At 67.8% G+C, this 25987-nt stretch carries 25 protein-coding genes, 1 pseudogene and 1 riboswitch; of the genes and pseudogenes, 12 read left to right on the top strand and 14 right to left on the bottom strand.

Annotated elements, in window-relative coordinates:
* Window positions 1–35 precede the first annotated feature (35 nt).
* Window positions 36–154, bottom strand: a riboswitch (SAM riboswitch).
* A gap of 56 nt (window positions 155–210) precedes the next feature.
* A complete protein-coding gene (locus QXK92_RS13370; RefSeq protein ID WP_306244403.1) occupies window positions 211–1008 on the bottom strand; it encodes an alpha/beta fold hydrolase in 798 nt (265 codons plus the stop codon).
* Window positions 1009–1199: 191 nt separating this feature from the next.
* On the opposite strand from QXK92_RS13370, the gene trpS reads away from it, so the two are divergent.
* From trpS to yhjD (QXK92_RS13355), 3 genes are read left to right on the top strand one after another with little or no spacing between them, the layout of a single operon-like run.
* A complete protein-coding gene (gene trpS, locus QXK92_RS13365) occupies window positions 1200–2219 on the top strand; it encodes a tryptophan--tRNA ligase (protein WP_306242082.1) in 1020 nt (339 codons plus the stop codon).
* A 1-nt stretch (window position 2220) separates the two neighbouring features.
* The gene (yhjD, locus tag QXK92_RS13360) at window positions 2221–3102 is read left to right on the top strand and encodes an inner membrane protein YhjD (protein ID WP_306242081.1); all 882 of its coding nucleotides are present in this window, start codon (window positions 2221–2223) and stop codon (window positions 3100–3102) included.
* The gene (gene yhjD, locus QXK92_RS13355; protein WP_306242080.1) at window positions 3099–4130 is read left to right on the top strand and encodes an inner membrane protein YhjD; all 1032 of its coding nucleotides are present in this window, start codon (window positions 3099–3101) and stop codon (window positions 4128–4130) included. Before yhjD (QXK92_RS13360) ends, yhjD (QXK92_RS13355) begins: the two co-directional genes overlap by 4 nt.
* Here yhjD (QXK92_RS13355) and QXK92_RS13350 read toward each other — a convergent pair.
* The 6 genes from QXK92_RS13350 to QXK92_RS13325 all read right to left on the bottom strand — a co-directional run bounded on the left by QXK92_RS13350 (window position 4114) and on the right by QXK92_RS13325 (window position 8878).
* Complete coding sequence (locus QXK92_RS13350) at window positions 4114–4473, bottom strand: nuclear transport factor 2 family protein (RefSeq protein WP_306242079.1); 360 nt, start codon at window positions 4471–4473, stop codon at window positions 4114–4116. The two genes, yhjD (QXK92_RS13355) and QXK92_RS13350, sit on opposite strands and share 17 nt — an antisense overlap.
* 63 nt (window positions 4474–4536) lie before the next feature.
* The gene (gene nagA / locus QXK92_RS13345; RefSeq protein ID WP_306242078.1) at window positions 4537–5652 is read right to left on the bottom strand and encodes an N-acetylglucosamine-6-phosphate deacetylase; all 1116 of its coding nucleotides are present in this window, start codon (window positions 5650–5652) and stop codon (window positions 4537–4539) included.
* A 127-nt stretch (window positions 5653–5779) separates the two neighbouring features.
* Entirely contained in the window at window positions 5780–5953 is a 174-nt protein-coding gene (locus tag QXK92_RS13340) for a hypothetical protein (protein ID WP_306242077.1), read from the bottom strand.
* The gene (locus QXK92_RS13335; RefSeq protein ID WP_306244401.1) at window positions 5953–7302 is read right to left on the bottom strand and encodes a sugar porter family MFS transporter; all 1350 of its coding nucleotides are present in this window, start codon (window positions 7300–7302) and stop codon (window positions 5953–5955) included. The genes QXK92_RS13340 and QXK92_RS13335 overlap by 1 nt, the downstream gene beginning before the upstream one ends.
* Window positions 7299–7622, bottom strand: coding sequence for a hypothetical protein (locus QXK92_RS13330; protein ID WP_306242076.1), 324 nt, complete (start codon window positions 7620–7622; stop codon window positions 7299–7301). Before QXK92_RS13330 ends, QXK92_RS13335 begins: the two co-directional genes overlap by 4 nt.
* Window positions 7623–7642: 20 nt before the next feature.
* Window positions 7643–8878: a D-alanyl-D-alanine carboxypeptidase family protein gene (locus QXK92_RS13325; protein ID WP_306242075.1), complete on the bottom strand. Its 1236-nt coding sequence runs from the start codon at window positions 8876–8878 to the stop codon at window positions 7643–7645.
* Between the two features lie 124 nt (window positions 8879–9002).
* Between QXK92_RS13325 and QXK92_RS13320 the strand changes: the two genes are divergently transcribed.
* The 5 genes from QXK92_RS13320 (at window position 9003) to QXK92_RS13300 (ending at window position 14137) form a co-directional block, all read left to right on the top strand.
* A complete protein-coding gene (locus tag QXK92_RS13320; RefSeq protein ID WP_371934554.1) occupies window positions 9003–9620 on the top strand; it encodes a MerR family transcriptional regulator in 618 nt (205 codons plus the stop codon).
* The gene (locus QXK92_RS13315) at window positions 9617–11887 is read left to right on the top strand and encodes a VIT domain-containing protein (RefSeq protein WP_306242073.1); all 2271 of its coding nucleotides are present in this window, start codon (window positions 9617–9619) and stop codon (window positions 11885–11887) included. The genes QXK92_RS13320 and QXK92_RS13315 overlap by 4 nt, the downstream gene beginning before the upstream one ends.
* 114 nt (window positions 11888–12001) lie before the next feature.
* Complete coding sequence (locus tag QXK92_RS13310) at window positions 12002–12457, top strand: 2,4'-dihydroxyacetophenone dioxygenase family protein (protein WP_306242072.1); 456 nt, start codon at window positions 12002–12004, stop codon at window positions 12455–12457.
* Entirely contained in the window at window positions 12454–13704 is a 1251-nt protein-coding gene (locus QXK92_RS13305; protein ID WP_306242071.1) for a cytochrome P450, read from the top strand. The genes QXK92_RS13310 and QXK92_RS13305 overlap by 4 nt, the downstream gene beginning before the upstream one ends.
* Entirely contained in the window at window positions 13688–14137 is a 450-nt protein-coding gene (locus QXK92_RS13300; RefSeq protein WP_306242070.1) for a YqhA family protein, read from the top strand. The genes QXK92_RS13305 and QXK92_RS13300 overlap by 17 nt, the downstream gene beginning before the upstream one ends.
* A 7-nt stretch (window positions 14138–14144) precedes the next feature.
* Here QXK92_RS13300 and QXK92_RS13295 read toward each other — a convergent pair whose 3' ends face one another.
* Window positions 14145–15470, bottom strand: a complete 1326-nt coding sequence (locus QXK92_RS13295; RefSeq protein ID WP_306242069.1) for an aspartate aminotransferase family protein — start codon at window positions 15468–15470, stop codon at window positions 14145–14147.
* Window positions 15471–15665, bottom strand: a complete 195-nt coding sequence (locus tag QXK92_RS13290; protein ID WP_306242068.1) for a LuxR C-terminal-related transcriptional regulator — start codon at window positions 15663–15665, stop codon at window positions 15471–15473.
* A 194-nt stretch (window positions 15666–15859) separates the two neighbouring features.
* Between QXK92_RS13290 and QXK92_RS13285 the strand changes: the two genes are divergently transcribed.
* Entirely contained in the window at window positions 15860–16780 is a 921-nt protein-coding gene (locus QXK92_RS13285; protein WP_306242067.1) for a sigma-70 family RNA polymerase sigma factor, read from the top strand.
* Here QXK92_RS13285 and QXK92_RS13280 read toward each other — a convergent pair.
* Window positions 16764–18176, bottom strand: a complete 1413-nt coding sequence (locus QXK92_RS13280; protein ID WP_306242066.1) for a PE domain-containing protein — start codon at window positions 18174–18176, stop codon at window positions 16764–16766. The genes QXK92_RS13285 and QXK92_RS13280 overlap by 17 nt on opposite strands.
* A gap of 179 nt (window positions 18177–18355) precedes the next feature.
* Here QXK92_RS13280 and QXK92_RS13275 point away from each other — a divergent pair, with 179 nt between their 5' ends.
* Window positions 18356–18907 carry a hypothetical protein gene (locus tag QXK92_RS13275; RefSeq protein WP_306242065.1) on the top strand — a complete coding sequence of 184 codons (552 nt, stop codon included), beginning with the start codon at window positions 18356–18358 and terminating at the stop codon, window positions 18905–18907.
* Here the strand turns inward: QXK92_RS13275 and QXK92_RS13270 are convergent.
* Window positions 18908–19510: pseudogene (locus QXK92_RS13270) on the bottom strand (carboxymuconolactone decarboxylase family protein); the annotation flags it as partial.
* Between the two features lie 78 nt (window positions 19511–19588).
* On the opposite strand from QXK92_RS13270, the gene QXK92_RS13265 reads away from it, so the two are divergent.
* A complete protein-coding gene (locus tag QXK92_RS13265) occupies window positions 19589–20146 on the top strand; it encodes a hypothetical protein (protein WP_371934163.1) in 558 nt (185 codons plus the stop codon).
* Here QXK92_RS13265 and QXK92_RS13260 read toward each other — a convergent pair.
* On the bottom strand, window positions 20058–20918 hold the full coding sequence (locus tag QXK92_RS13260; RefSeq protein WP_306242064.1) for a hypothetical protein: 861 nt from the start codon (window positions 20916–20918) through the stop codon (window positions 20058–20060). The two genes, QXK92_RS13265 and QXK92_RS13260, sit on opposite strands and share 89 nt — an antisense overlap.
* A 42-nt stretch (window positions 20919–20960) precedes the next feature.
* Here QXK92_RS13260 and QXK92_RS13255 point away from each other — a divergent pair, with 42 nt between their 5' ends.
* Window positions 20961–23426 carry a serine/threonine-protein kinase PknD gene (locus tag QXK92_RS13255; protein ID WP_306242063.1) on the top strand — a complete coding sequence of 822 codons (2466 nt, stop codon included), beginning with the start codon at window positions 20961–20963 and terminating at the stop codon, window positions 23424–23426.
* On the opposite strand, the gene QXK92_RS13250 is transcribed toward QXK92_RS13255, so the two are convergent.
* Together QXK92_RS13250 and sdhA are read right to left on the bottom strand one after the other, a co-directional pair.
* Window positions 23423–24226 carry a succinate dehydrogenase iron-sulfur subunit gene (locus QXK92_RS13250; RefSeq protein WP_306242062.1) on the bottom strand — a complete coding sequence of 268 codons (804 nt, stop codon included), beginning with the start codon at window positions 24224–24226 and terminating at the stop codon, window positions 23423–23425. The genes QXK92_RS13255 and QXK92_RS13250 overlap by 4 nt on opposite strands.
* Window positions 24226–25980 (bottom strand): succinate dehydrogenase flavoprotein subunit, encoded by a 1755-nt coding sequence (sdhA, locus tag QXK92_RS13245; protein WP_306242061.1) that lies wholly within the window; start codon window positions 25978–25980, stop codon window positions 24226–24228. The genes QXK92_RS13250 and sdhA overlap by 1 nt, the downstream gene beginning before the upstream one ends.
* Between the last annotated feature and the right edge of the window lie 7 nt (window positions 25981–25987).

The raw sequence follows: 25987 nt of genomic DNA, 5'->3' as shown, positions 1-25987 counted from the left end.
GTTTCCCTGTCAGCTCAGGGGCCCGATCAATGGCGGACCCGCGCTTGCCGCGTAGCCGTTGCGGCTACTCAACCTGGTCATCACCCGGGGCACCCCACCGCGGTTGGAGGGTTGCCGGCCAGCAAGCCGGGGCTTGACGCTGGCGCTCATGACCGATTCGCAGCTTATCGTATGGCTGCTGTGTCCTGCCAAATCGGCAGTTGTGGCGGGTCAGCCCGCCGGCGGTTCCATGGCGCGGACGGGCGGCGACACTTCTTCGAGGAAATCGAGGATCACTTCGGTGACGCGTCCCGGAGCCTCGAACATCGGTACGTGCCCCACATTCTCGAGCACCGTGAACTGGTGGTCGTCGGGCAGATGGTGACGGAAGTGCTTGCTGAACCTGGGGGAGGGGACGATCCGGTCCTTGGTGCAGATCACCAGATGCGCCGGGACGGCGTTCTCGGCCAGTTCCTGCAGGCCGGGCATCAGCAGTGCCTTGAGCAGCAGCTGGAAGTAGGCCGGGCAGTGCGCGACGTCGTCGATGATGACGCTGAGCTCGCGCTCGCTGACGCCTTCGGGCTTCGCGCTGATGGCGTAGGTCGCCAGCTGACGGCTGAACGGCACGCGCATCACGTTCGGCCCGAACAGCCAGGCGAAGATCAGCAGCGGAATGCCCAGAATGAACTTGGCGATCACCTCGAACTTGGCCAGGCTCCAGCGCGTCCAGCCACCGGCCGGGGCGATGCCGGTGACGCTGCGCGCGCGACCGCGCCGCTCCAGCTCGAACGCGACCCAGCCGCCCAGCGAGTTGCCGACGATGTGGGCGGTTTCCCAGCCGAGTTCGTCCATCTGACGTTCGACGTGATCGGCGAGCACCTGCGACGACAGGAACCAGTTGCCGGCGCGCGGACCCCCGTTGTGGCTGGCCATCGTGGGTGCGAACACCTCGTAGCGGCCGGTTTCGGCGAGTTGCTGGGCGACGACCTCCCACACCGTCTGGGACATCAGGAACGGGTGCAGCAGCAGCACCGGCTCGGCCGAGCCGTCGGTGGGTCCGAGATGGATCGGCTTCCGAGTGGCGCCCGCCGATGACGGTCTACGCAGACGTCGCATAATTTCGACAGTAAATGCGGTACCGGCGGTACCGCAAGCCGCCCCCCGGGCGCTCGCTGGCTGGCGCCGAGCGGCCCAGGGCCCCGTGAAAAGATCGGGACATCATGAGCACCCCTACCGGAACCCGCCGGATCTTCTCCGGCGTGCAGCCCACCTCCGACTCCCTTCACCTCGGCAACGCCCTGGGCGCGGTGGCCCAGTGGGTGGGCCTGCAGGACGGTTACGAGGCGTTCTTCTGCGTCGTGGATCTGCACGCGATCACCATTCCGCAGGATCCCGAAGCGCTGCGGCGCCGCACGCTGGTCACCGCCGCGCAATACCTGGCGCTGGGCATCGACCCGAACAGTGCCACGATTTTCGTGCAGAGCCACGTACCCGCCCACAGCCAGCTGGCGTGGGTGCTGGGCTGCTTCACCGGCTTCGGCCAGGCCTCCCGGATGACGCAGTTCAAAGACAAGTCGAGCAAGCAGGGCGCCGACTCCACCACCGTCGGCCTGTTCACCTACCCGGTGCTGCAGGCGGCCGATGTGCTGGCCTACGACACCGACCTGGTGCCGGTGGGCGAGGACCAGCGTCAGCACCTGGAGTTGGCGCGCGACATCGCGCAGCGGTTCAACAGCCGCTTCCCGGACACCTTTGTGGTGCCCGACGTGCTGATCCCGAAGGTCACCGCCAAGATCTACGACCTGCAGGACCCGACGTCGAAGATGAGCAAGTCGGCCTCCACCGACGCCGGCCTGATCAGCCTGCTCGACGATCCGGCCAAGTCCGCCAAGAAGATTCGCTCGGCGGTCACCGACAGCGAGCGCGAGATCCGCTACGACCCGCAGGCCAAGGCCGGCGTCTCGAACCTGCTGAGCATCCAGTCGGCGGTCACCGGGATCGCGATCGACACGCTGGTGGATGGGTATGCCGGTCGCGGCTACGGCGATTTGAAGAAGGACACCGCCGAGGCCGTCGTCGAATACATCAGCCCGATCAGGGCGCGGGTGGCCGAACTGACGTCCGATCCCGCCGAGCTGGAGTCCATCCTCGCCGCCGGCGCGCAGCGCGCCAACGATGTCGCCAGCAAAACCCTGCAACGGGTCTACGATCGGTTAGGTTTCCTGCCGCAAAGGGAATGAGTTGACCGTCGAAGAGCAGACCGGGGCCGGCCTCGTGGATCGGCTGCGGGCGCGGCATGACTGGCTCGACCACCTTGTTCGCGCCTTCCTCCGATTCCGGGAGTGCAACGGGAACCTCTTCGCGGCGGGTCTGACCTACTACACGCTGATCGCGTTGTTTCCTTTGCTGATGATCGCTTTCGCGGTGGGCGGCTTTGCGTTGTCGCGGCGTCCGGAGTTGGTGGACGCGATCGACGAGCGAACCCGCTCCTGGGTGTCCCCCGAGCTGGGCCAGCAACTGGTCACGCTGATGAACTCGGCGATTTCGGCGCACACCTCCGTGGGTGTGGTCGGGCTGCTCTTCGCCGCCTGGATGGGCCAGACCTGGATGTACCGGCTGCGGGAAGCGCTGTGCAGGATCTGGGGCCACCGGGCGGACTCGCTGAGCTTCGCGCGCACCATCGTGTCCGACCTGGCCGCCGTGCTTGGCACCTTCGCGGTGGTGGTGTCCACCATGACGCTCGCTGCGCTGGCCCACGCCGAGCCGATGAAAGTAGTGCTGAATATGCTTGGAATACCTGAACTTTCGGTGTTCCACTGGATTTTCCGGACCGTTTCGGTGGTGATATCTTTCGTTGTGTCGTGGCTGGTGTTCAGCTGGGTCATTGTTCGATTGCCGCGGGAATCGGTGGGTTTGGCCACCTCGATGCGGGCCGGCCTGATGGCGGCTGCCGGGTTCGAGTTGTTCAAGTGGGTGGGCTCGCTGTACCTGAGGGTGGTGATGCGCAGTGTCGCCGGGGCGACGTTCGGGCCGGTGCTGGGTCTGCTGGTGTTCGCCTACGTCACCTGGGTGTTGGTGCTGTACAGCACCGCATGGGCCGCGACCGCGTCGGGGGCGGCATGACCGAACCGGCTGACAAGCCCGGAATCCTGCAGCGGTTGCGCATCCGCCACCCCTGGCTGGACCACATCCTGCGGGCGTACCAGCGTTTCGCCAAGCAGAAGGGCACGTTCTTCGCGGCGGGCCTGACGTACTACACTATCTTCGCGTTATTCCCTTTGCTCATGGTCGGTTTCGCGGCAGCGGGCTACATCCTGGCGGGCCGGCCGGAGCTGCTGAACACGATCGACGGCCGCATCCGGTCCGCGGTGGCCGGTGAGTTGGGGCAGCAGTTGGTGGACCTGATCAATTCGGCGATCGACGCACGCGCGTCGGTCGGCCTGATCGGTCTGGCGACAGCGGCCTGGGCGGGTCTGGGCTGGATGTGGCACCTGCGCGAGGCGCTGAGCGAGATGTGGGAACAGCACGTGGAACCCGACGGTTATGTGCGCACCAAACTGTCCGACCTGACCGCCATGGTCGGCACCTTTCTGGTGCTCATGGTGACGGTCCTGCTCAGCGCGCTGGGGCAGCGGAGGCCCATGGCGGCGGTGCTGAGATGGCTTCACATTCCCGACTATTCGGTGTTCGACGAGATCTTCCGGGGTGTGTCCGTACTGGTTTCGGTGCTGGTGACGTGGCTGCTGTTCACCTGGATGATCGCCAGGCTGCCCCGGGAGTCGGTGCATTTCGCCACCTCGGTCCGGGCCGGACTGATGGCGGCGCTGGGATTCGAGGCGTTCAAGCAGGTGGGTTCGATCTACCTGCAGACGGTGGTGCGCAGCCCGGCGGGTGCGGCGTTCGGTCCGGTGTTGGGGTTGATGGTGTTCGCGTTCGTGACGTGGTCGCTGCTGTTGTTCAGCACCGCGTGGGCCGCCACGGCGGCACCCGAGGACCCGCGGGATAGGCACGTCGACCCGCCGCCGCCGGCGGTCATCAGTCCGCGAATCTTGGTGGAAGAGGGTCTGCGCCCGCGTCAGACGGTGGCCGCGATGGCGGCGGGAGCCGTTGGGGCGCTGACGCTTTCGCGGCTGTTCAGGCGCCGTCGCTGAGTTCGGCGCGCATCCTGGCGGCGAACGCGGCGACGGCTTTGAGCGGCCGCATCATCACCGTGATCTCGTCCACCAGCCCGTCGTCGTCCGTGTGCAGGATGTCGCAGCCCTGAATCTCCAGTCCGTCCACGGTCGCCTGGAAGATCAACGCGCCGTCGAGTTCCCGGACGAAGTGGAAGTCGTCAAGCACCGTGGCGACAGTGCCGACCACCGTCGCGATCACGGCACGGCCGCGGTACGGCCGGTGTGCGATGGGGCTGTGCAATACCCCGTCTTCGGCGAAGATGCTGCCGATGGTGGCGAACTGACCGGCCTCGACGGCGGCGCGGAACGGGTGCGTCATGGGGACTCCAATCTTTGGGATACACAGCTATGACGCGCCGGCCCGCCCAGACGTGACAGCCGGCTACCGATCGGCCAGCCAGGAGCCCTCCACCATGACCTGGCGCACCCGCAGATCCTGGCCCAGGACAACGAGATTCGCCTGATAGCCGGCGCGGATGACCCCTACCCGGTCGAGTCCGAGCGCCCGGGCCGGGGTGGTCGAGGTCGTCTGGACCGCGGCGGCCAGCCCCGCGGTGCCGGCCACGGCGCGGAACAGCTGATCCATCGTCGCCAGGCTGCCGGCGATCGTGGCGGTGCCGCGCACCGTGGCCACTCCGCCGGCCACCACCACCGGCACCGTCCCCAACAGGTACTCACCCTCCTCGCTGCCGGCCGCCGCGGTGGCGTCGGTGATCACGGCGACGCGGTCGGCGCCGGCCCAGCCCAGCACCGCGGCTGCCATCTCGGGCCGGACGTGCACGCCATCGGCGATGAGTTCGATCGTCACCCTGGGGTCCTGAAGCAAGGCGAGCACCGGTCCGGGTTCACGGTGATTCAGCGGCGGCATCGCGTTGAACAGGTGGGTGCATACGGTGGCGCCCAGCGCCAACGCATGCTGGGTCTGTTCATATGTCGCGTCTGTATGGCCAACGGCGACAACGACTCCCGCGTCAAGGAAGCGTCGGATCGCGTCGTCGCTGCCGGGCAGTTCCGGTGCCAGGGTGACCATCCGGATGGTGCCGCCGGCGGCGGTGAGCACCGCGTCGATCTCGGCGGGGTCGGGAAATCGAAGCTGTGTGTGGTCGTGAGCGCCGCAGCGCGACGCGCTCAGCCACGGACCCTCCAGATGGGTCCCGGACACCACGCCTTCCCTGGTCGCGTCGGCCAGTAGCCGAACGGAGGTGATGAGCTCGGCGGGCGCGGCGGTGACCAGGCTGGCCAGGGTGGTGGTCGTGCCGTGACGTCGGTGGAATTGTGCAGCGGCGGCCGGTGCGTCGCTGAACGACGCGCCGCCGCCCCCGTGCACGTGCATGTCGATAAAGCCAGGCACCACAACACAATCGGGGAGGTCAACGTCGGGCTCCGCAGTCGGCGTGCCGGATCCGCAGTCGGCGATGAGCCGCCGCTCGGTGCGCACCCAGCCCGGACGGTAGACCTCGGCGTCGACGACGACGGTGCCGGCCCGGATCAGCGTCATGAGGCGAGTGCGTCGGCCGTCAGGTTCCCGGTGGGCATGACGCGTGGATCCCTTCGACTTCGATGACCCGGCCGATCGAACCGTAACCCTACCCCTGGAGTTGTGCAGCGGTGCTGGCCGCAGCCGGCTACAGGTTGGCGCCGTCGGCGCCGTCGGTGCCGTCGCTGCCGTCGCTGCCGCCGGGCAAGGCGCCGAGTCCGCCGGTGCCGCCGCCACCGCCGAGACCACCTGGTGCGTCGACGCCGTCGCCGCCGTCGCCGCCGTCGCCTCCGGCTCGCCAGGCCGCCTTAGCCGGCGTCATCACGACTCGTCGGGCCAGCGCCCACCGTTCTCCCAGAACACGCGGATCTCCTCGAGCTCACGGCCCTTGGTCTCCGGCGCGTACCGGTAGACGACGCCGAAGGCCACCACCGTCAATCCGCCGAAGACTGCGAAAACCCCTGCGCCGCCGAGTATTTGCAGCATGGTGAGGAAGAATCCGGCGATGAGCGCATTGCCGGTCAGCGTCGAGGTGAGCATCACGCTGGAACCCAGCGAGCGCAGGCGTGACGGGAAACTCTCTCCCGCATAAACCCACACCAGGGAGCCGAACCCGAAGTTGAAGCCGACGATGAATAGCAGGATGCCGCCGAATCCCAGGACAAGACCGCTGCCGGAGCTATTGGCGAAAATGATCATCAGCGTGGCATCGGCAACGATCATCATCACGATGCCGGACAACAGAATTGGGCGCCGGCCCAATCGGTCCACGGAGAACAGCGAGACGAACACCGCGGTGAGCCCGGCGAGTTGAACCAGCGCCGGCAACCCCAGTAAAGCGAAATCGCCCCGGAACCCCATCTCGGCGAAGATCGTCGGGCTGTAGTAGATGATCGCGTTGATGCCGGTGATCTGGACCAGAAAGCCGAGCACGACGACGAAGACGGTGGCTCGCAGGTACGGACGCCGGACCATCTCCGAGACCTTCCCGCCGCCCTCGGCCCGCAGCACGTCGGCGATCTCGTTCAGCTGGGTCTCGACGGCTGCGGGGTCGGGCTCCACCAGTGACAGCGCCCGGCGCGCATCCTCGAACCGCCCCTTGAGCAGATACCAGCGCGCCGTGTCAGGCATTCGCAGCAGCAGCGGCAGCAGCACGATGGCGGGTATGGCGGCGATGCCCAGCATCCAGCGCCAGGCATGCGCCCCCGCCAGCAGGTATCCCACCAGGTATCCGAGCACGATGCCGCCCAGGATGGTGACCTGGTAGGCGGTCAGCAGCGAGCCGCGCACGGCCGTCGGCGCCGATTCGGCCACATACACGGGGACAACCACGACGGCGACACCGATAGCCACGCCCAGCAGCAGGCGCGCGGCCAGCAGCATCGGCAGCGACACCGCGCACGCGCCCAGGATCGCGCACAGCGCGTACCCCGCGGTCAGCAGCACCGTGGACCGCTTGCGGCCGATCGCGTTGGCGATGACCCCGGCCGCCAGGGCGCCCACGATCTGACCGATCACCACCATCGTGGTGACCAGCTCCTGTTGCCGGGTGGTGAGGTGGAAATCCTGGGCGATGAACAATCGGGCGCCCGCGATGCTGGAGAGGTCGTAGCCGTAGATGACTCCGACGCTGGCGGCGGTTAGCCCGACCAGCAAACCCCGCCCGCTCAGGCTTTTACCTTGGCTTTCAGTATCTTGATGACCGCTTCCGGGTCGTCCGGAGTGATGCACACCCGCACCCGCCGGCCCACGTCGATCACCAGCAGAGTCGACTTGCGGCCGCGGCGGGGGTCCAGCGGAAACCAGTAGCGCGGATCGGCCGCGCCCCAGATCCGCCCTTTGCCGGTCGCCCAGCCCATCTTCTCGCGCCGGATGCCGCGGATGTCGGAGTAGGCGATCCGCTTGGCATTGGCGAACGGGAAGTAGTAGCGATTGACGGTGATTCCGTCCTCATCCAGCGTGAGTCCGGCGTCTTCGTACAGGGCGGTCATCCGGCAGAGTCTAGTGCTTCTCAGTGCTGCGTCCGGCTGTTCATCGAGCGCGCTACCAGTATCAATCCGAACACGATGACGGTGCCGATGACGGCGACCCCGACCCGGATCGGCAACGAGTCGGCCGACGACATCAGGCCGGCGGCCTGACTGTTGTCGGGTGCCCGTGCAGCCGGACTCTCCTTGGTGCTCACCAGCGAGGGATCGGGTTCGATCAGCGAGCCCACCTGGGTGCCCTGCGCGGTGCTGAAGCCGTAATCCAGCAGGTGCGCCGCCTGCTCCCACGGCGCGATCGGCTGCCGGGTGCCGTGCAGCAACACCGCCATCAGACGCCGGCCGTTGCGGTTGGCCGCACCCACGAACGTCTGGCCGGCGTCGTCGGTGTAGCCGGTCTTGCCGCCCATCGCCCCGGGGTAGTGGTAGAGCAGCTGGTTGTCGTTCTCCAGCTCATAGCCGGGGTGGTCGCCGTGCCCGGGGAAGTCGAAGGTCCGGGTCGCGACGATGTCGGCGAAGACGGGGTTGCGCCAGGCGTAGCGGTAGAACAGCCCGATGTCGTAGGCCGAGGTGCTCATGCCGGGCCCGTCCAGTCCCGACGGCGTGGCGACCCGGGTATCCCGCCCACCCAGCTTGGTGGCCAGCACGTTGAGCTTTTCCAGCGCCTGCTGCATGCCGCCGAGCTGCATGGCCAGCGCGTGCGCAGCATCGTTGCCGGAGTGCATCAGCAGGCCGTGCAGCAACTGATTGATGGTGTAGGTGCCGCCGGCGTCCACGCCGACCTTGGTGCCTTCGGCGGCCGCATCGTCGTCGGTGCCGGGGACGGCCTTGTTCTGGTTGAACGCGTTGATCGACGCCATTGCGACCAGCACCTTGATGATGCTGGCGGGGCGGTGCCGGCCGTGCGGGTCGCGGGCGGCGATGACGGCGCCGCTGTCCAGGTCGGCGACCAGCCACGCCTCGGCGGAGACGTCGCCGGGCACCGGGGGAGTGTCGGGGGCGGCGATGATGCCGCAGCCGCTGAGCGCGTTACCGCCGATCGGTGTGGGCGGCAGGGCCAGCGGTAGCGGAGGCTCACCGGCGCGGGGCACCTCGGAGGAGTCCACCGCGGGCGGGGTGTTGATCTTGTAGGGACAGTTGGCGGCCTGCGGATTCACCTCGGCGCTGGGCTCGGCATTGGCGAGCGCGCCTGACCCGGTGACCGCGAAAACGGCTGCCGCCAGGCACGATGCGGCGCGTAGAGAGGTCCGTGTGAAGGGCATCGGTGAGCAGATTAAGCGATCGACCCGCGTATCGCCGGACGGCGCGCTGTGACGGATGTTGCGAAAGTTACAACTGGGGACTCTCTAATTGACAGTGTCGGAAATCTATATGACACTGTCATATATCATGAGACTGCTGACCCTGCCCGAATTCGCCGCCGCGGCCGCCGACGCCGTGCAGGCCTCCGGCGCGGCACCGGACAACCGGCAGGCCAAGGCCGTCCCCGCCGAGCGGATGGTCCGCTACTACACGTCGCGCGGTCTGCTGCCCCGGCCGGGAAACCGCGGCCGCGCCCTGACATACGGACGCACGCACCTGGTGCGGTTGGTCGCGATCAAGCGGCTCCAGGGTCAGGGGCTGTCGCTCGACGAGATCGCCGAGCGTTTCGCGACGATGTCGGCGGAGCAGCTGGAGTCGCTGGCCGCGATCCCGGACAGTGCCATGCCGCCGGGTCTGGGGGACCCCGAACCCGCACCGGACTCCGCCCGCGCGGCCGGCGCATTCTGGCGCGCCGTCCCGGAAGCCGTCACCGCAGCCGTCCCGGACGCCGTCACCGCAGCCGTCCCGGAAGCCGGCACCGAAGCGGAACCCGCGCCCGTCGTCACCCACCTGCGGGCCGTCCGACTTTCCGACACTGTCACCGTGCTGATCGACGGCCCACTGCCGCCACTCGACTCGCTGCGCCGCGCCGCCGCGCCGCTGCTGGACCTGCTCGCCAACCCCGGAAAGGACCCTAGATGAGCACTCAGTTGCTACCCCTGCTCCCCGTCGAACCCGCACAACCGACCCGGACCGGTCGGCCCGGCTGCGGACAGCTGAGTGCCGACGACGGCCGTGCGCTGCCGCTGAAGTCGCTCAGCGTCGACACCGTCCTGGTCGGCATGACGGCCAGCTCCACGGTGCGGCAGCGCTTCGTCAACACCGGCGACACCGCGCTCGAGGCCACCTATGTCTTCCCGCTGCCGGCCCGCGCCGGCGTCACCGACTTCGCCGCCGATCTGGCCGGACGACGCGTGGTCGGGGTGCTCAAGGAACGCGGCCAGGCTCGCGCCGACTATGAGCAGGCCCTGGTCTCCGGCCAGCGCGCGGCGATCGTCGAGGAGGACCGCTCCGACGTGTTCTCGGTGCGGGTGGGCAATCTCGGGCCCGGCGAGGAAGCGATCATCGAGATGCGGCTGACCGGGCCCCTGTCATTCGAGGACGGCGAGGCCACCTTCCGGTTCCCGCTGGTCGTCGCGCCGCGCTACACCACCGGCACGCCGCTGCCGGGTGACCAGACCGGGCCGGGGCTGGCCTCGGACACCGATGCGGTGCCCGACGCGTCCCGGGTCACCCCGCCGCGCCTCGTCGACTCCGATGAACGCCCGGACCTTCACCTTTCGCTGAGCCTCGACGGAGCCGGACTCGCGGTGACCGATCTGCGGTCCTCGCTGCCGACCGCGGTGAGCGAAGCCGGCGGATTGACACGGTTGCAGGTGCAGCCGGGCGCGCGCGCCGACCGGGACTTCGTGCTGCGCTTCCGGGTCGACCGCAGCGAGCTGTCGTCGTCGGCCCTGTTGGTCCCCGACGCCGACGGCGAGGAGGGCACCTGGTCGGTGACGCTGCTTCCGCCGGTGCAACCATCCAGTGCGCCAAGGGATGTCGTGGTACTGCTGGACCGTTCGGGGTCGATGCACGGCTGGAAGATGATCGCCGCCCGCCGCGCCGCCGGACGGATCGTCGACATGCTGGACTCCGCGGACCGGTTCTGTGTGCTGGCCTTCGACGACCGCATCGACATCCCCACGGGTCTGGCCGGCGGCCTGGTCGAGGCGACGGACCGCAACCGGTTCGCGGCGGCGTCGTGGCTGGGCTCGCTGGAAAGCCGCGGCGGAACCGAGATGGCCGGGCCGCTGCACAAGGCGGTGGACATCGTGGCCGGGACTGCCGAAGACCGGCAGGCCAGCGTCGTGCTGGTGACCGACGGTCAGATCACCGGCGAGGACCACCTGCTGCGGACGCTGTCTCCGGCGATCGGCCGGACCGCGATCTACTGCGTGGGCATTGATCGTGCGGTCAATGCCGGATTCCTCGACCGGCTGGCACGGCTGGGGCACGGCCGATCGGAGTTGGTCGAATCCGAGGAGCGCCTCGACGAGGCGATGGCGCGGCTGGCCCGCACTATCGGGCGTCCCGCGCTGACGTCGGTACGGGTGAGTGCCGAAGGAGTAACGCTTCTGGACGACACGATCACCCCCAATCGCGCGCCCGACGTCTTCGCCGGGGTGCCGTGTGTGGTCTCCGGGCGATACCGTGGCGCCGGGGAGGCGACGTTCCAGATCAGCGCCGACGGCTCTTTCGCGACTGCGCTGGCTGCCCGGGTGGTGCCGGAAGCGGTTGCGGTGCGGACGATTTGGGCTCGCTCGGTGGTCCGTGACCTGGAGGATGACTACGCGTCGTACGCCGCCGACGACGAGCTGGCGGCCAGGCTGGTGGAGCACTCCTTGCGCTTCGGGGTGCTGTCCCGGTTCACCGCCTTCGTCGCGATCGACCCTGAGCGCACCGAGGCGGGGCCGCTGACCGAGGTGATTCAGCCCGTCGAGCAACCGTCGGGATGGGCGAGCAACGTCGGCTTTGTCGGGGCGGCTCAGGCCTACGCGATGCCCGTGCCCGAGGCGGTCATGCCCGCACCGTCTGGGGCCATGCCCCGGTCGGCCGCCGCCGAGGGTGCCGCGCCTGCCGAACCCGCCCCGCCGCGCTCGCTCGACAAGCTGCTCAAGCAGGTCGAGAAGGCGACACAGGTGCGCCGTTCCGGTCTCGAATCGGTCCTCGAGGAGTTGAAGCAGCACCGCGATGCGGCTACGGATCCGGAGCTGCGGGCGGCGCTGGACCAGCTGTGCGTGGCGCTGGCGCGGTTCCTGAAACAGCCGCGGGGGCCGCACAGCCGCGAGGTTCTGGTGGCCGTCGATGCGGTCAAGCGGGCGATGGCACCCGGTGACCGGCCGGCGAAGCGTCGCTTCTGGAGGTGACCCGGCTCGGGGATAGTCATAATAAACTTCGTGAAATAATTGACATGTAAATGTCTTCGTATATCGTGAAGGAGCATCTGGGCCGGTCCCACCATTGATTCGGAGGCTCGCACGATGACGCTGGTCGATGTCCCGCACGCCGTTCATATCGGCGCCGACGAACTGCCCTACGTCGACGTCGGCGACGGGTCGCTGCTGAAGGTCCTGCAGGTGAGACGGGACGAGGGGCTGTGGATCGTCGAAAACGTCTTCCAGGCCGGCTATGAAGTGCAGCGGCACAAGCACACCGGGCCGGTGTACGGCTACACCACGTCGGGAGCCTGGAAATACCAGGAGTACTCCTACGTCAACAGGGCCGGCTCGTTCCTCTACGAGCCCGCGGGATCGGTCCACACTTTGCAGGTCCTCGAGGACGACACCCACGTGTGGTTCCAGATCTACGGTGCCAACCTCAACCTCGACGCCGACGGCAATGTCGAAAGCGCCTACGACGGGCCCAGTACGTTGGCGACCTACCTCGCGCGGTGCGAGGCCGCCGGCCTCCCACGGCCGAATGTGCTTGTGGGATGAGTACTCCGACCGCCCCGCACCTCGTCGACCTGGCCGACCCGGACGCCTTCGCCGACGGTGCACCGCACGAGGCACTTGCCGTGCTCCGGCGCACCGACCCGGTGCACTGGCAGCCGATGCACGGCGAACCGGGCTTCTGGGCCGTGCTGCGGCACGCCGACGTGGTCGAGGTCGCGCGCCACCCGGAGATCTTCTCGGCCAATGTTGGCGGCATCGTCATCGAGAACCCTGCGCCCGAGAGCCTGGCCAGGATGCGCAACATGCTCGCGGCGATGGATCCGCCGCGACACCACGCGCATCGCGCACCGTTGTCGCCGCACTTTCGGCCACGCGCGATCGCCCGGCTGGAGGAGCGAGTCCGCGAGATCTGTGGCGCGATCATGGCGCAGGCCAGGGACCGCGGCGATGTCGAATTCGTCCACGATGTGGCGGCGCCGCTGCCGACCCACGTCATCGGCGAGTATTTCGGCCTGCCCCAACAGGATTGGCGGTATCTGCAACAGCTGGCCGAGCGCATCACCGCCAGTCAGGATCCGGAGCTTGCGGGTCCGGGGTATGGCGAGGGCGCGGGTGGGGCCGAGATGGCCCAGTACGCAATCGATTTCGCGGCGCGGCGGCGTCGGTGCGCGCCGGCCGACGATCTCACCTCGGCAATCCTGCACGGCGATTTCGGCGGACGCCCGATGACCGACGCCGAGTTCGGCGGCTTCTTCGTGCAGTTGGTCACCGCGGGCAACGACACGACCAAAGGCATCCTCTCCTCCGGACTGCTCACGCTGCTGCGGCATCCTGACCAGCTCGCCGAGCTACGGTCCGACCCGTCGCTCATCCCGCGCGCCGTCGAGGAGATCGTCCGCTACGACAACCCGCTGCACTACTTCCGGCGGACCGCGGTCGTCGACACCGTGCTGGCGGGAACACCCATCAGCGCCGGCGACAAGGTGGCGATGTACTACACCTCCGCCAACCGCGATGAGAGCGTGTTCGACAATCCGCAGTCCTTCGACATCCGTCGCCACCCCAACCCCCATCTGTCCTTCGGGATGGGCAACCACTTCTGCCTCGGCGCCCACCTGGCCAGACTCGAGGGACGGATCTTCTTCGAAGAGCTACTGGCGGCATTCCCCACGATCGAGCTGAACGGCGACCCGGTGCGAATCCGATCGAACCTGAACAACTCGCTCAAGCGCCTGCCGGTCCGGCTGGGCAGCGCGGCGTCAGGGGTGGGGCGTGCGATCGGTCTTTGAGCATCTCCGCTTCCTGATCGTGATCGCGGTGTGCGGGCTGGCGGTGACGACTGCGGTCACATTGCTGTGGGCGTCCGGGCGTGCGGTGGAACTCATCGTGATGCTGGCCCACGGCGGTTGGCGGCAAGACTCCGCGGTGATCAGCCTGCTGGAGGTCGTGGACCTGTTCCTGGTGGCGACGGTGCAACTCATCGTCGCGCTCGGGCTCTTCGAGCTTTTCGTCGCCGACCTCCACCTACCGGAGTGGTTGACGGTGCGCAATCTCGGCGACCTCAAGCGCCCGATCATCCAGGTTCTGGTGGTGGTCGTGGTAATCAAGTTCGTCGAACGGATGCTGATGACCGGCGCCCTGGACACCCTCTACTTCGGTACGGCAACCGCGGTGGTCACCATCGCTCTGGCCCTGTTCATCCGGTTCGGCGAGCACGCCTGAGGACGCCTCAGCCGGTGCTCACCCCGGTGAGCACGCCGCGCAGAATCGATTCGATGGTGTCGAACTCGGCCTGACCGCTGATCAGCGGCGGCGCCAATTGGATGACCGAATCGCCGCGATCGTCAGTGCGGCAGTACAACCCGGCCTCGAACATTGCCGCCGACACCCGTCCGAGCAACGCGGAGCGTTCGTCGTCGGGGAAGGTCTGCTTGGTGTCCCGGTCCTTGACCAGCTCGATGCCGAAGAAGAAACCCTCGCCGCGGACGTCGCCGACGATCGGCAGGTCGTACAGCTTCTCCAGCGTGCTGCGCAGCGCGGGGGAGTGCTCCTTGACGTGGGTGTTGAGGCCTTCGCGTTCGAAGATGTCGAGGTTGGCCAGCGCGACCGCCGTCGACACCGGGTGCCCGCCGAAGGTGTAGCCGTGCGGGAACATGGTCTTGCCGTCGTTGAACGGCTCGAACAGCCGCTCGCTGGCGATCATGGCGCCCAGCGGAGCGTAGCCCGACGTCAGGCCTTTGGCGCAGGTGATCATGTCCGGCACGTAGCCGAAGTCGTTGCACGCGAACATTGATCCGATGCGGCCGAAGGCACAGATCACCTCGTCCGATACCAACAGCACGTCGTAGGAGTCGCAGATCTCCCGAACCCGCTCGAAGTAACCCGGCGGCGGGGGAATGGACCCGCCGGCGTTCTGCACCGGTTCCAGGAACACCGCCGCGACGGTGTCGGGTCCCTCGAACTCGATCGCCTCGGCGATGCGGTCAGCTGCCCATTGGCCGAATGCCTTCGCATCGGCACCGTAGGGCTCGGGGGCGCGATAGAAGTTCGTGTTGGGCACCCGGAAGCCACCCGGCGTCACCGGCTCGAACGGTGCCGTGAACTTCGGCAGGCCGGTGATCGCGAGTGCCCCCTGGGTGGTCCCGTGATAGGCGATCGAGCGCGAAATCACCTTGTGCTTACCGGGTTTGCCGGTCAGCTTGAAATACTGCTTGGCGACTTTCCAGGCGGTCTCGACGGCTTCGGTGCCGCCGGTGGTGAAGAAGACCCGGTTCAGATCACCCGGCGCGTAGCCGGCAACGCGTTCGGCGAGTTCGATCGCCGACGGCGTCGCGTACCCCCACAGCGGAAAGAAGGCCAGCGTCTGCGCCTGCCGGGCCGCGACTTCGGCGAGTTCGGCACGGCCGTGCCCGACCTGCACCACGAACAGGCCGGACAGTGCGTCGAGGTAGCTCTTGCCGCGGTCGTCGAAGATGGTGACGCCTTCACCGCGCGTGATCACCGGCGGGGTGAAGTCCGGGCCGTGCCGGGTGAAGTGCAGCCACAGGTTGTCCATCTACTTGATGGTAGGGACACCGTCGCCGACGCTGCGCATCATCGCCGTCAGAGCGGCGCGGCCGCTGACCCCTCGTATATTGCTCGGCCGGTAGATGTGGCTTTCGACGGTCCGCACCCGACAGCGACACCGCGCGGCGATCTCGTGATTCGACAACCCACGAGCCACCAGCACCGCGACCTCCCGACGGTCCATCCTCGCGCTGTCGCCGCCAGCACGGCCTCGCCAGCCAGTCGTGACTTGCCCACCCACCCCGGCCTTTCCGGCCCGGGCCATTCCACGCACCGAATCGTCGTGGCCATGGATCGACCGTGGGCAGAACTCTAGCGAAGCAGTTGAATCTATTCGTGAAAACGGCTGCGCCAACAGTCGGCGTTACCCTCGGGGTTATGGTCGCCACCACGCAGGTGAATGAATTCGAGGCACTGCGACCGCATCTGCTGTCGGTCGCTTACCGGCTCACCGGAACCGTGGCCGACGCCGAGGACATCGTGCAGGAAGCCTGGCTGCGCTGGAGCACTCAGGACGGCGTCATCCACGACCTGCGAGCCTGGCTCACCACGGTGGTGAGCCGGCTGGGCCTGGACAGGTTGCGCTCGGCGGCGCACCGGCGGGAGACCTATACCGGCAACTGGCTGCCGGAGCCGGTCGTCACGGGCTTCTCGGACGCTCACGCGGCCGACCCGTTGACGGCCGTGGTGTCCGCCGAGGACGCCCGGTTCGCGGCCATGGTGGTGCTGGAGCGGCTCACCCCGGATCAGCGGGTGTCGTTCGTGCTGCACGACGGGTTCGCCGTGCCGTTCGCCGAAGTGGCCGACGTGCTCGGCATCAGCGAAGCGTCCGCGCGCCAGCTGGCGTCGCGGGCCCGCAAGGCGGTCGCCGCGGCGCCGCCGCCGGAGCCCGACCCCGCGCACGCCGAGGTGGTCGGCCGGTTGATGGCCGCCATGGCCGCCGGTGACATCGACACCGTCGTGTCCCTGCTGCATCCGGACGTGACGTTCACCGGTGATTCGAATGGCAAGGCGCCCACCGCCGTTCAGGTCATTCACGGCGCCGACAAGGTGGTCCGCTTCATGATGGGCCTGGCCCGCCGCTACGGCGACGCGTTCTACACCGCGAATCATCTGGCACTGGTGAACGGCGAATTGGGTGCCTACACGACGGGATTCCCCGCTGCCGAAGGCCGCCGGGAGATGGCGCCGCGCATCACGGCGATGACCGTGCGCGACGGCAAGGTGGTTGCGTTGTGGGACATCGCTAATCCCGACAAGTTCACCGGGTCGCCGCTGCGGATTACACCGGCAGGATGATCGCCGTGGCCGGCGGCAGGGAGATCGACTGACCGCCGGGCGGCACGTAGTCGTAACTGGGCGCGGGCCCGTAGATCCCGACGTGATCGGGGCTGGTCGGATCCAGCCCGGCCCACATGTCGTTGATCCAGCCCGTCGACAGCGTGTATACGGCCGCGGTGGCGCCGGGCGGGGAGAACTGGGTGATCACCTGCAAAGCCAAGTCGATCAGCGGTCCACGGCCCAGCATCGAGTCGACATGGGAGCCGCCCGCGATCTCGGCGCCGACGAATTGCCCCGGGTACAGGCTGGTCAACTGATTTGTGGTGTTTCCGAAGGCATTCCACGACTGAGGCGGCGCCGCCACGGTGTAGATCGGAACATTGGCCGCCTGCAGTTGGTTGATCGCGCCTGCGAATACCGCGTTGTTGTTGGCGACGCCGTCGAACATCACCACGCCCTTGAGATGGTTGGTGCCACCACCCAGATTCGCCAGGTAGTTGCCGGCCGCGATCGAAGTGAGGCCACCCCCGGCGGAGTGGCCGGACAGGATGAAGTCCTGCGGCAGCGTGCCGACGAATCCCGCGCGTTGCGCGCTGATGTTCAGGGCCGTCTGGGGACCCTGGAACAACGACGCCACGCCCTGTTGCATCTCTGGGCTGCCGATCCACAGGCCCAGCGGCAACGGAATCGACGGCACGGTCGGAGTCACGACGACGCTGTTGGTCTGACCTGCCAATTCGATGGCAAGCGGCTGGTACAACCACCCGAACGCGCCGAAGCCGTGCGAGAAATACACCGTGCCGTTGGCGTTCACCGCTCCGCTCGCCTGTGTCGGGAAGTACCACAACGCCGGAGCGGGGTAGTTGAACTGGGGAATCGGGAAGCCCAGGAACGACGTCGGCCCGATCGGGATTTTCACGAACGAGAAGCCGACCCGGACGCCGGTCACTCCGCCCGTGCCTGTGACGGGCAACGTGGAGGGGAAATTGATGAATTTGCCCAGGCCCACGGAATCTGTCGCGAAGTTGAGCAGCGCTCCCACCGTCGCGGCACCCGTGCCGTTGAACAGCGGACTGGTGGACAACGCGCTGCCGAGCTGTTGCAGCAACCCCTGCAACGGCCCCGCGTTTGCGGCCTCGGCGGCGGCGTAGGCGGCTCCCGCGGCACTCACCGCACGCTCGAAAGCGGATTGGAACTGTGTCGTCGTCCGTGCGGTCAGCGCCTGCAACTCGTCGGCGTAGCTGCCGAAGAAGGTGGCGATGGCCGCCGACACCTCGTCGGCGGCCGCGGCGGCAATGCCCGTCGTCGAGGGTGCGGCCGCCGCGGCGGCGTCTTCGATCGCCGCGCGGATTCCGGTCAATTCTCCCGACGCCAGGGCAAACGCCTCCGGCACTGCGATCACGTACGACGACATCGGCGGCTCCCCTTCCCCGGTGGCCCGACACTCAGGACTGATGCCAAATGTACGAGGTCGTCGCAGATTTAGTTCAGAAATTGAACGATTCGCATGCCGTGGGCCCAAAGGCCCTACCGCGCTGAGGTCGTCGGGGAGACCATTGGCGCAGTGGTCGGTGGCTGTTGAGTGAGGTCACGATGCCCCTGATGAATCGCCGCGCGGCTCTCGCCGTGTTCGGAGCGCTGGCCGCCGGCGGTGCGGTCGGCGCTGTCCTGCGCGGCCTGGCCGGACCGCCGGCGCCGCAGGTGCGGCTCACCAATGGTCCCGGTGGGATGGGTGCGGCCGACATGGCTGTCTATCGGGACATGTTCGCCCGGCACAGCGAGATCACCCGCACGGTGGACGAGGTACCGGGCGGCGTGCGCACTACCACGGAGTCACGTTCCCCCGACCTGGTCGCGCAGTTGCAGGCGCACGTCTCCGACATGTACAGCCGGCTGGGTCAGGGCGCCGAGGTGATGTGCATGAGCCCGACCCTGCCGACGCTGTTTCGCAGTGCCGGCGGATACCGGCGCCAACTCACTTACATCCCAACGGGTGTGGTCGCCGAGGAGACGGCTGATGACCCCACACTCGTGGAGACGATTCGCGCACACGCCCGTGAAGTCAGTGGGTTCGTGCGCGACGGCATGCCCGCGATGATGCAGGGCATGATGGGCCCCGGCATGATGGGACCGCACCATCAGTGATCACGCACCGGGCGCGTCAGCCCAGGGCACCCGGCACGCATCCCCGGAGTTGAAGCCCTGCTCGGTGATGCCCAGCGCCGAATACATCCGGGCCCGCATGTTCTCGACGCCGATCTGATAGGTCAGCTCGATCACTCCGGCGTCGCCGAAGCGGGCGCGCAGATCCTCGACCTGCTCGTCGGTCACCGCATGCGGGTCGGTGGTCATGGCGTCCGCGTAGGCGATCGCGGCGCGCTCGTCGTCGGAGAACAGCGGCGAGGTCGCATAACCGTCGATGTCCTTGAGCCGGTCGATGTCCAGGCCGTCCAGCCGCTGCAACATCTCCCCGAAGTCCACGCACCACGAACAGCCGACGGTCCGCGCGGTCCAGAACACCGCCAGCTCGCGCACGCTGGCCGGCAGGGTCTGCGACGCGCGTTGCAGCATCGTCTCGTGCACGGCATTGGCGACCAGCAACCGCGGATGATGCGCGGCGACGGTGAAGGGCTCGGGCACCTCGCCGAAGCGGCGCCTGGCGATTCGGTACATGGTGCGCACCAACAGGCCGGCGCGCTTCGGAGGCAAGGGTTCGATACGGGTTTTCTGTGTCATACCTTCCAGACGAGACAGTCGGCCAACCTGTGACAGGGCCTCCAAGAATCCGCCAAGAATTCTCCAAGCGCGGCGGTCGACTCTGGGCAGGTGGAGCACGCATCGTCGTCGTACTGGGCCATTACCGAATTTCCGCAGCTGACCGAACTCGAGGACTGGGCCCATGAGGAGGTGCTGATTGCCGACCCGCGGCTGGATCAGCCGGGCATCCGCGCCGCCGTGGACGCGGTCTTCGAAGCCAACCCGGTGCTCGGCGCGGTCTTCGAACCCAGCCGCGACCGTTGGCTGTCGCGCCCCGGCGGTAGCTGGAGCTGGGCCGTGGAACCTCCCGGCGTCACGGTGTCGGAGGTGATCGCCAGGCAGCGCGCCAGCTACGACATGCGCACCGGGCGATTGTTCGCGGTGTCGCTGCTGCCCGGCACGCCAGACCGGCTGGTACTCACCGCGAGCCGCCTGTGCGTGGACGAGGAGTCCTGGAACGGCGTGATCGACAGTCTCGTGGCCGCCTACGCGGCATCCAAGGAAGGCGCGACCCTGGCACCGGACGCCGACTTCAACGCTAGAAGTCGAGGCGGGCACTCATGGGTGTGGCGGCGGGCACGTCGCCCGCGGCGATCACCGTCCGCGCGACCGGAGTCAGCGCGCTGAACAACGCCTGCACTTCGTCGTCGTCGAGAGCATCGAACGCACGCAACGACAGTGCGTCGGTAGTGGTCTCGATCTCTTCCTTGAGGTCGCGGCCCTGCGGCGTCAATGCGCCACCGCCGTCCAGCAGGCCACGGTCGGCGAGGCTCTGGCGGCAGGCCTCCCACTCGGCGTCGTCGTAATGACGGGAACGCTTCATGAACTCCTCGGACACCGCGCTCGCCGCGGTATGAAAGACGTTCGATTCGCGCCCCGAGATCCCGGCCGCCACCAGCGCCGCGACGTGCCCGTCGCCGCGGTGCTCCCGCAGCAGCGTCGTCGCATGCCACAGCGCGGCGACCGGGTCCGACGGCACCGGCAGCGCGACGTTGGCCGCGAACAGCGCCCGCCCGCCGACCGGCGCCTCCCGTGCCGCGCGCATAGCCAATTCTGCTGCTGTACAGAGGTTTTCGTCTTCAGTGACGCCGCATCGGTGTAGGGCCGCGACGGCCGAGTCCTGGCGGGCGCGTAACGCGCGATCCGGCCCGGCGATCTGCCATGCGGCCGGCAGCGACCTGGCCACCCGCGCGTGCGCGAAGTTGTAGAACACCGCGGTCACGACCTCCGGCGGCACGGCGCCCAGCGGTGCCGAACGCGCAGCGAAGTACCCCATCCAGAATCCGCGATAACCCAATGCGTCCAGCGCCGCTCGAGCCTCGGGCGCGAAATAGGTCAGCGCATGGATCGGCTCGAAGCGGTCGTAGAAGTGCCTGGCGAGAGCGGGGGTTCTTTGCATACCTGCGTTGATAGCATCCAGAAACGCTTCGGAGGAGGCTCGGTGACGGGGGACGTGGAAGGCGAAGTCTTCGGGCGCTACCGGCTGCTCGAGGTGCTCCGCTGGGGCGGCACCGGCACGGTCTACCGGGCCCTGGACACGATGATGACCCGCGACGTGGCCATCAAGATGGTTCCCGCCGAGCCGGCGTACCAGGACCGGTTTCGGCAGGAGGTGGCTGCCGCTGCGCGCCTGAACAATCCGAACATCATCCCGGTCTACGAGGCCGGAGAAATCGACGGCCGTCTCTACCTGGTGATGCCCGTTGTCGACGGCGTCGACCTGCAGACCATCTTGCAGCGCGACGGGCCGATGAGCCCGGAGCTGGCCGTGCGGGTGATCGAGCAGGTTGCCGCGGCGCTGGAGGCCGGCCACAGCTGCGGGCTGACGCACGGTGACGTCAGCGCGGCGAACACCTTCGTGGTGGGCGGCGAGTTCGTCTATCTGCTGGATTTCGCTGCCACCGTGGACAGTTCGAGCCCGGGTGACCCGCGCGAAGACATCCGCGCCCTGGCCCGCGTCCTCCATCAGTGCCTGACCGGGCAGCCGCCCGGCACCGCCCACAACACCGTCCTTCCTGCCGGATTCGACGACGTGATCGCGCGCGGCATGGCCGAGGATCCAGACGAGTGCCATCCCACCGCTGGCGAGTTGGCCGTCGCGGCCCGAGCGGCTCTGGCGCCCGTGGTGACGAAGACGGCCGGGGACACGGAGTTCGGGCGGTACCGGCTGTTCGAGTTGCTCGGCGCCGGCGGTATGGGCTCGGTCTATCGGGCGCACGACACCTTGTTGGGCCGCGACGTGGCCGTCAAGGTCCTGCGACCGGAGCTGGCCGCGGAGCCCGGCTACCAGGAGCGTTTCCGGCGCGAGGCATATGCCGCGGGCCGGCTGGCCAATCCGCACATCATCCCGATCTACGAGGCCGGTGAGATCGACGGGCGCCTGTATCTGGTGATGCCGATCGTCGACGGCGTCGACCTGCACCACGTTCTCGACCATGCCGGGCCGATGAGTCCGCAGCAGGCGGTGCGCGTGGTCGAACAGGTTGCCGTGGCGCTGGATTCGGCACACAAGGCCGGGCTGGTGCATCGCGATGTCAAACCGTCGAACCTGCTGATGGTCGGCGAAGAATTCGTGTATCTGATCGATTTCGGGCTCGTGCACGAAGCATCCGCGGCCCGCCTGACGCGCACCGACATCGCCCCCGGAAGTCCGGCGTACATGGCTCCGGAGCGGTTCAAGGCCGGCACGATCGCCGACGCTCGGGCCGATGTCTACTCGCTGGCCTGCGTCCTCTACGAGTGCCTGACCGCGCGCCCGCCATTCAGCGGCGCCGGGATAGAGGGCCTGACCGCCGCGCATCTGTTCGGCGACCCACCCAGGCCCAGCAGCTCCGACCCGGCGATGCCCGCCGGGTTCGACGAGGTGATCGCGCGCGGCATGGCGAAGGACCCCGATGACCGATACCAGTCCGCGCCGGAACTGGCCGTTGCCGCCCGCGCGGCCCTCGCCACCAAACCCGCGGCGCCGGCCGAGGTCCCCGACGTACTCCATTCGACGCAGGATGCCCGCACGGTCCCATCCCCGACGCGCAGCCGTCGTCGCACCCTTGGGTTCGGTGCTGCCGCGGTCGTGGTCGCGCTCGTCGCCGGCATCGCATTCCTGGCGTTCACCAACAGATTTCCGTTCCGGTCGGAGACCGCACAGACCCAGGTCGTCCTGCCGTTCACCGGGCTCGACGGGCCGCTCGGGGTCGCGGTCGACGCCAACGGCAACGTCTTCGTCACCGACACCGGCAACAACCGGGTGGTGAAACTCGCCGCACGCTCCACCACCCAGACCGTCGAACCGTTCGCCGGCCTGAACCATCCGGGCGGAATAGCCGTCGACGAGCAGGGCAATCTTGCCGTCGCCGAGCCGGGGAACAACCGGGTGCTCGAACTCGCCGCGGGAACGACCAGCCCGACCGTGCTGCCGCTGACCGACCTGGCGGGGCCCGCTGGCGTGGCCATCTACACCCGCAAATCCGGCGCCGACCGGATCGTCGTCGCCGACTCCGGGCACGACAGAGTACTGGCACTGGGCGGGGTTAATTCCAGTCAGCGGGAACTGCCCTTCACCGGGCTCAACGATCCCGCTGGAGTTGCCGTAGGCGCCGACGGTGGCCTGTTCGTCATCGACCGGGAGAACGAGCGGGTGCTGAGGCTGCCGTGGACGGGATCGGTGGCCACTGTGTTGCCGTACGCGGTCGGCCATCCGGATTTCGTCGCGGTCGACGACGCCGGCGACCTCTACGTGACAGACAGCCAGGCCAATCGCGTTGTCAAGCTCACCAAGGACACCTCCACGTCGATCACGTTGCCGTTCAACGGGCTCAAGGGCCCGCAAGGAGTCGCGGTGGACTCTGCCGCAAATGTCTACGTCGTCGACACCGGGAACAATCGCGTGCTGAAATTGCCGCAGCGCTAGCGGGAGAACATCACCGCCCGCTTGACTTCCTGGATGGCCTTGGTCACCTGGATCCCGCGCGGGCAGCCCTCGGTGCAGTTGAACGTGGTGCGGCAGCGCCACACCCCGTCCACCTCGTTGAGGATGTCGAGGCGCTGTGCGGCGGCCTCGTCGCGGCTGTCGAAGATGAACCGGTGCGCATTCACGATCGCCGCCGGGCCGAAGTAACTGCCCTCGTACCAGAACACCGGGCAGCTCGTGGTGCAGCAGGCGCACAGGATGCACTTGGTGGTGTCGTCGTAGCGGGCGCGGTCGGTGGGGCTCTGAATGCGTTCCCGCGTAGGCGGATTGCCGGTGGTGATCAGGTAGGGCTTGATGGCCCGGTACGCGTCGAAGAACGGCTCCATGTCGACCACGAGGTCTTTTTCCACGGGCAGCCCGCGGATCGGCTCGACCGTGATGGTCAGCTGCTTGCCCGGCTTCTTGGGCAGCAGATCACGCATCAGCACCTTGCACGCCAACCGGTTCAGACCGTTGATGCGCATCGCGTCGGAACCGCACACGCCGTGCGCGCAGGAGCGCCGGAAGGTCAGCGTCCCGTCCAGATAGCCCTTGATGTAGAGCAGCAGGTTCAGCAACCGGTCGCTGGGCAGACACGGCACCCGGAAGCTCTGCCAGCCGCCGGTGGCCGCGTACTTGTCCGGGTCATCCGGGTTGAACCGGGCGATCTTGAGGGTGACCATCACCGCCCCCTCCGGAACGGGGGGCAGTGGCGGGTCGGTGGTTTCGACCTGAGTCGCTCCTTGTGTCTCCACAGACATCAGTACTTCCGCTCCTTCGGCTCGTAGCGGGTCTGCACGACGGGTTTGAAGTCCAGCCTGATATCGCTGAGCAGGTCGGTGCCCTCTTTGTAGGCCATCGTGTGGCGCATGTAGTTGACGTCGTCGCGGTTCGGGTAGTCCTCGCGGGCGTGGCCGCCGCGGGACTCCTTGCGGTTGAGCGCGCCGACCACGGTGACCTCGGCCAACTCCAGCAGGAAGCCCAGCTCGATAGCCTCCAGCAGGTCGCTGTTGAAGCGTTTTCCTTTGTCGTGCACGGTGATTCGGGAGTACCGCTCCTTGAGGGCGTGGATGTCGGTGAGCGCCTGCTTCAGCGTCTCCTCGGTGCGGAACACCGCGGCATTGTTGTCCATGGACTGCTGCAGGGCGCTGCGGATGTCGGCGACGCGTTCGTTGCCGTGCTCGGACAGGATGTCGCGCACCCAGCCGACCACCATCGCGGCGGGGTCCGGCGGCATGTCGGCGAAGTCGTGGCCCTCGGCGTAATTCGCCGCGGCGATGCCGGCGCGGCGTCCGAAGACGTTGATGTCCAGCAGCGAGTTGGTGCCCAGCCGGTTGGCGCCGTGCACCGAGACGCACGCGCACTCGCCGGCGGCGAACAGTCCCGGCACCGTATTGGTGTTGTCGCGCAACACCTGTCCGGTGACCGTCGTCGGGATGCCGCCCATCACGTAGTGACAGGTCGGGTAGACCGGCACCAGCTCGTGCACCGGGTCCACCCCCAGGTAGGTGCGGGCGAACTCGGTGATGTCGGGGAGCTTGGCCTCCAGCACGTCCTCTCCGAGGTGGCGGACGTCGATGTAGACGTAGTCCTTGTTGGGTCCGGCGCCGCGGCCCTCCAGCACCTCGAGCACCATCGAGCGGGCGACGATGTCGCGCGGCGCCAGGTCGACGATCGTCGGAGCGTAGCGCTCCATGAAGCGTTCGCCGTCGGCGTTGAGCAACCGGCCGCCCTCACCGCGCACCGCCTCGGAGATCAGGATTCCCAGACCGGCCAGCCCGGTCGGGTGGAACTGGTGAAACTCCATGTCCTCCAAGGGAAGTCCCTTGCGGAACACGATGCCGATGCCGTCACCGGTCAGCGTGTGTGCGTTGGAGGTGGTCTTGTACATCCGGCCGGAGCCGCCGGTGGCCAGCACGATCGCCTTGGCGTGGAAGACGTGGATGGCGCCGGTGGCCAATTCGTAGGCCACCACCCCGGTGGCCACCGGGCCGGTCGGGGTCTGGGTGAGAGCCAGGTCCAGCGCGTAGAACTCGTTGAAGAACTGCACGTCGTGCTTGACGCAGTTCTGATACAGCGTCTGCAGGATCATGTGGCCGGTGCGGTCGGCCGCGTAACAGGCCCGGCGCACCGGAGCCTTGCCGTGGTCGCGGGTATGGCCGCCGAACCGGCGCTGGTCGATGCGGCCCTCGGGGGTCCGGTTGAACGGCATCCCCATCTTCTCCAGATCGAGGACGGCGTCGATCGCCTCCTTGCACATGATCTCCACGGCGTCCTGGTCGGCGAGATAGTCGCCGCCCTTGACGGTGTCGAACGTGTGCCACTCCCAGTTGTCCTCTTCGACGTTGGCCAGTGCGGCGCACATGCCGCCCTGTGCCGCGCCGGTGTGGCTGCGGGTCGGATAGAGCTTGGTGAGCACCGCCGTGCGCACCCTCGGACCGGCTTCCACGGCGGCGCGCATCCCGGCACCGCCGGCGCCGACGATCACCACGTCATATCGGTGTTGTTCGATCACCGCTCAC

The sequence above is a fragment of the Mycobacterium sp. TY815 genome (assembly GCF_030755135.1).
Taxonomy (GTDB): Bacteria; Actinomycetota; Actinomycetes; order Mycobacteriales; family Mycobacteriaceae; genus Mycobacterium.
Note: the sequence above shows the minus strand (reverse complement) of the source record. Positions and strands in the feature narration are given on the sequence as shown.

Excerpts from the sequence above, each read along its gene's own strand:
- trpS (WP_306242082.1), top strand. The coding sequence starts at position 1,200 with ATGAGCACCCCTACCGGAACCCGCCGGATCTTCTCCGGCGTGCAGCCC.
- yhjD (WP_306242080.1), top strand. The coding sequence starts at position 3,099 with ATGACCGAACCGGCTGACAAGCCCGGAATCCTGCAGCGGTTGCGCATC.
- QXK92_RS13350 (WP_306242079.1), bottom strand. The coding sequence starts at position 4,473 with ATGACGCACCCGTTCCGCGCCGCCGTCGAGGCCGGTCAGTTCGCCACC.
- nagA (WP_306242078.1), bottom strand. The coding sequence starts at position 5,652 with ATGACGCTGATCCGGGCCGGCACCGTCGTCGTCGACGCCGAGGTCTAC.
- QXK92_RS13340 (WP_306242077.1), bottom strand. The coding sequence starts at position 5,953 with ATGACGCCGGCTAAGGCGGCCTGGCGAGCCGGAGGCGACGGCGGCGAC.
- QXK92_RS13330 (WP_306242076.1), bottom strand. The coding sequence starts at position 7,622 with ATGACCGCCCTGTACGAAGACGCCGGACTCACGCTGGATGAGGACGGA.
- QXK92_RS13325 (WP_306242075.1), bottom strand. The coding sequence starts at position 8,878 with ATGCCCTTCACACGGACCTCTCTACGCGCCGCATCGTGCCTGGCGGCA.
- QXK92_RS13315 (WP_306242073.1), top strand. The coding sequence starts at position 9,617 with ATGAGCACTCAGTTGCTACCCCTGCTCCCCGTCGAACCCGCACAACCG.
- QXK92_RS13310 (WP_306242072.1), top strand. The coding sequence starts at position 12,002 with ATGACGCTGGTCGATGTCCCGCACGCCGTTCATATCGGCGCCGACGAA.
- QXK92_RS13305 (WP_306242071.1), top strand. The coding sequence starts at position 12,454 with ATGAGTACTCCGACCGCCCCGCACCTCGTCGACCTGGCCGACCCGGAC.
- QXK92_RS13295 (WP_306242069.1), bottom strand. The coding sequence starts at position 15,470 with ATGGACAACCTGTGGCTGCACTTCACCCGGCACGGCCCGGACTTCACC.
- QXK92_RS13290 (WP_306242068.1), bottom strand. The coding sequence starts at position 15,665 with ATGGACCGTCGGGAGGTCGCGGTGCTGGTGGCTCGTGGGTTGTCGAAT.
- QXK92_RS13285 (WP_306242067.1), top strand. The coding sequence starts at position 15,860 with ATGGTCGCCACCACGCAGGTGAATGAATTCGAGGCACTGCGACCGCAT.
- QXK92_RS13280 (WP_306242066.1), bottom strand. The coding sequence starts at position 18,176 with ATGTCGTCGTACGTGATCGCAGTGCCGGAGGCGTTTGCCCTGGCGTCG.
- QXK92_RS13275 (WP_306242065.1), top strand. The coding sequence starts at position 18,356 with ATGCCCCTGATGAATCGCCGCGCGGCTCTCGCCGTGTTCGGAGCGCTG.
- QXK92_RS13260 (WP_306242064.1), bottom strand. The coding sequence starts at position 20,918 with ATGCAAAGAACCCCCGCTCTCGCCAGGCACTTCTACGACCGCTTCGAG.
- QXK92_RS13250 (WP_306242062.1), bottom strand. The coding sequence starts at position 24,226 with ATGTCTGTGGAGACACAAGGAGCGACTCAGGTCGAAACCACCGACCCG.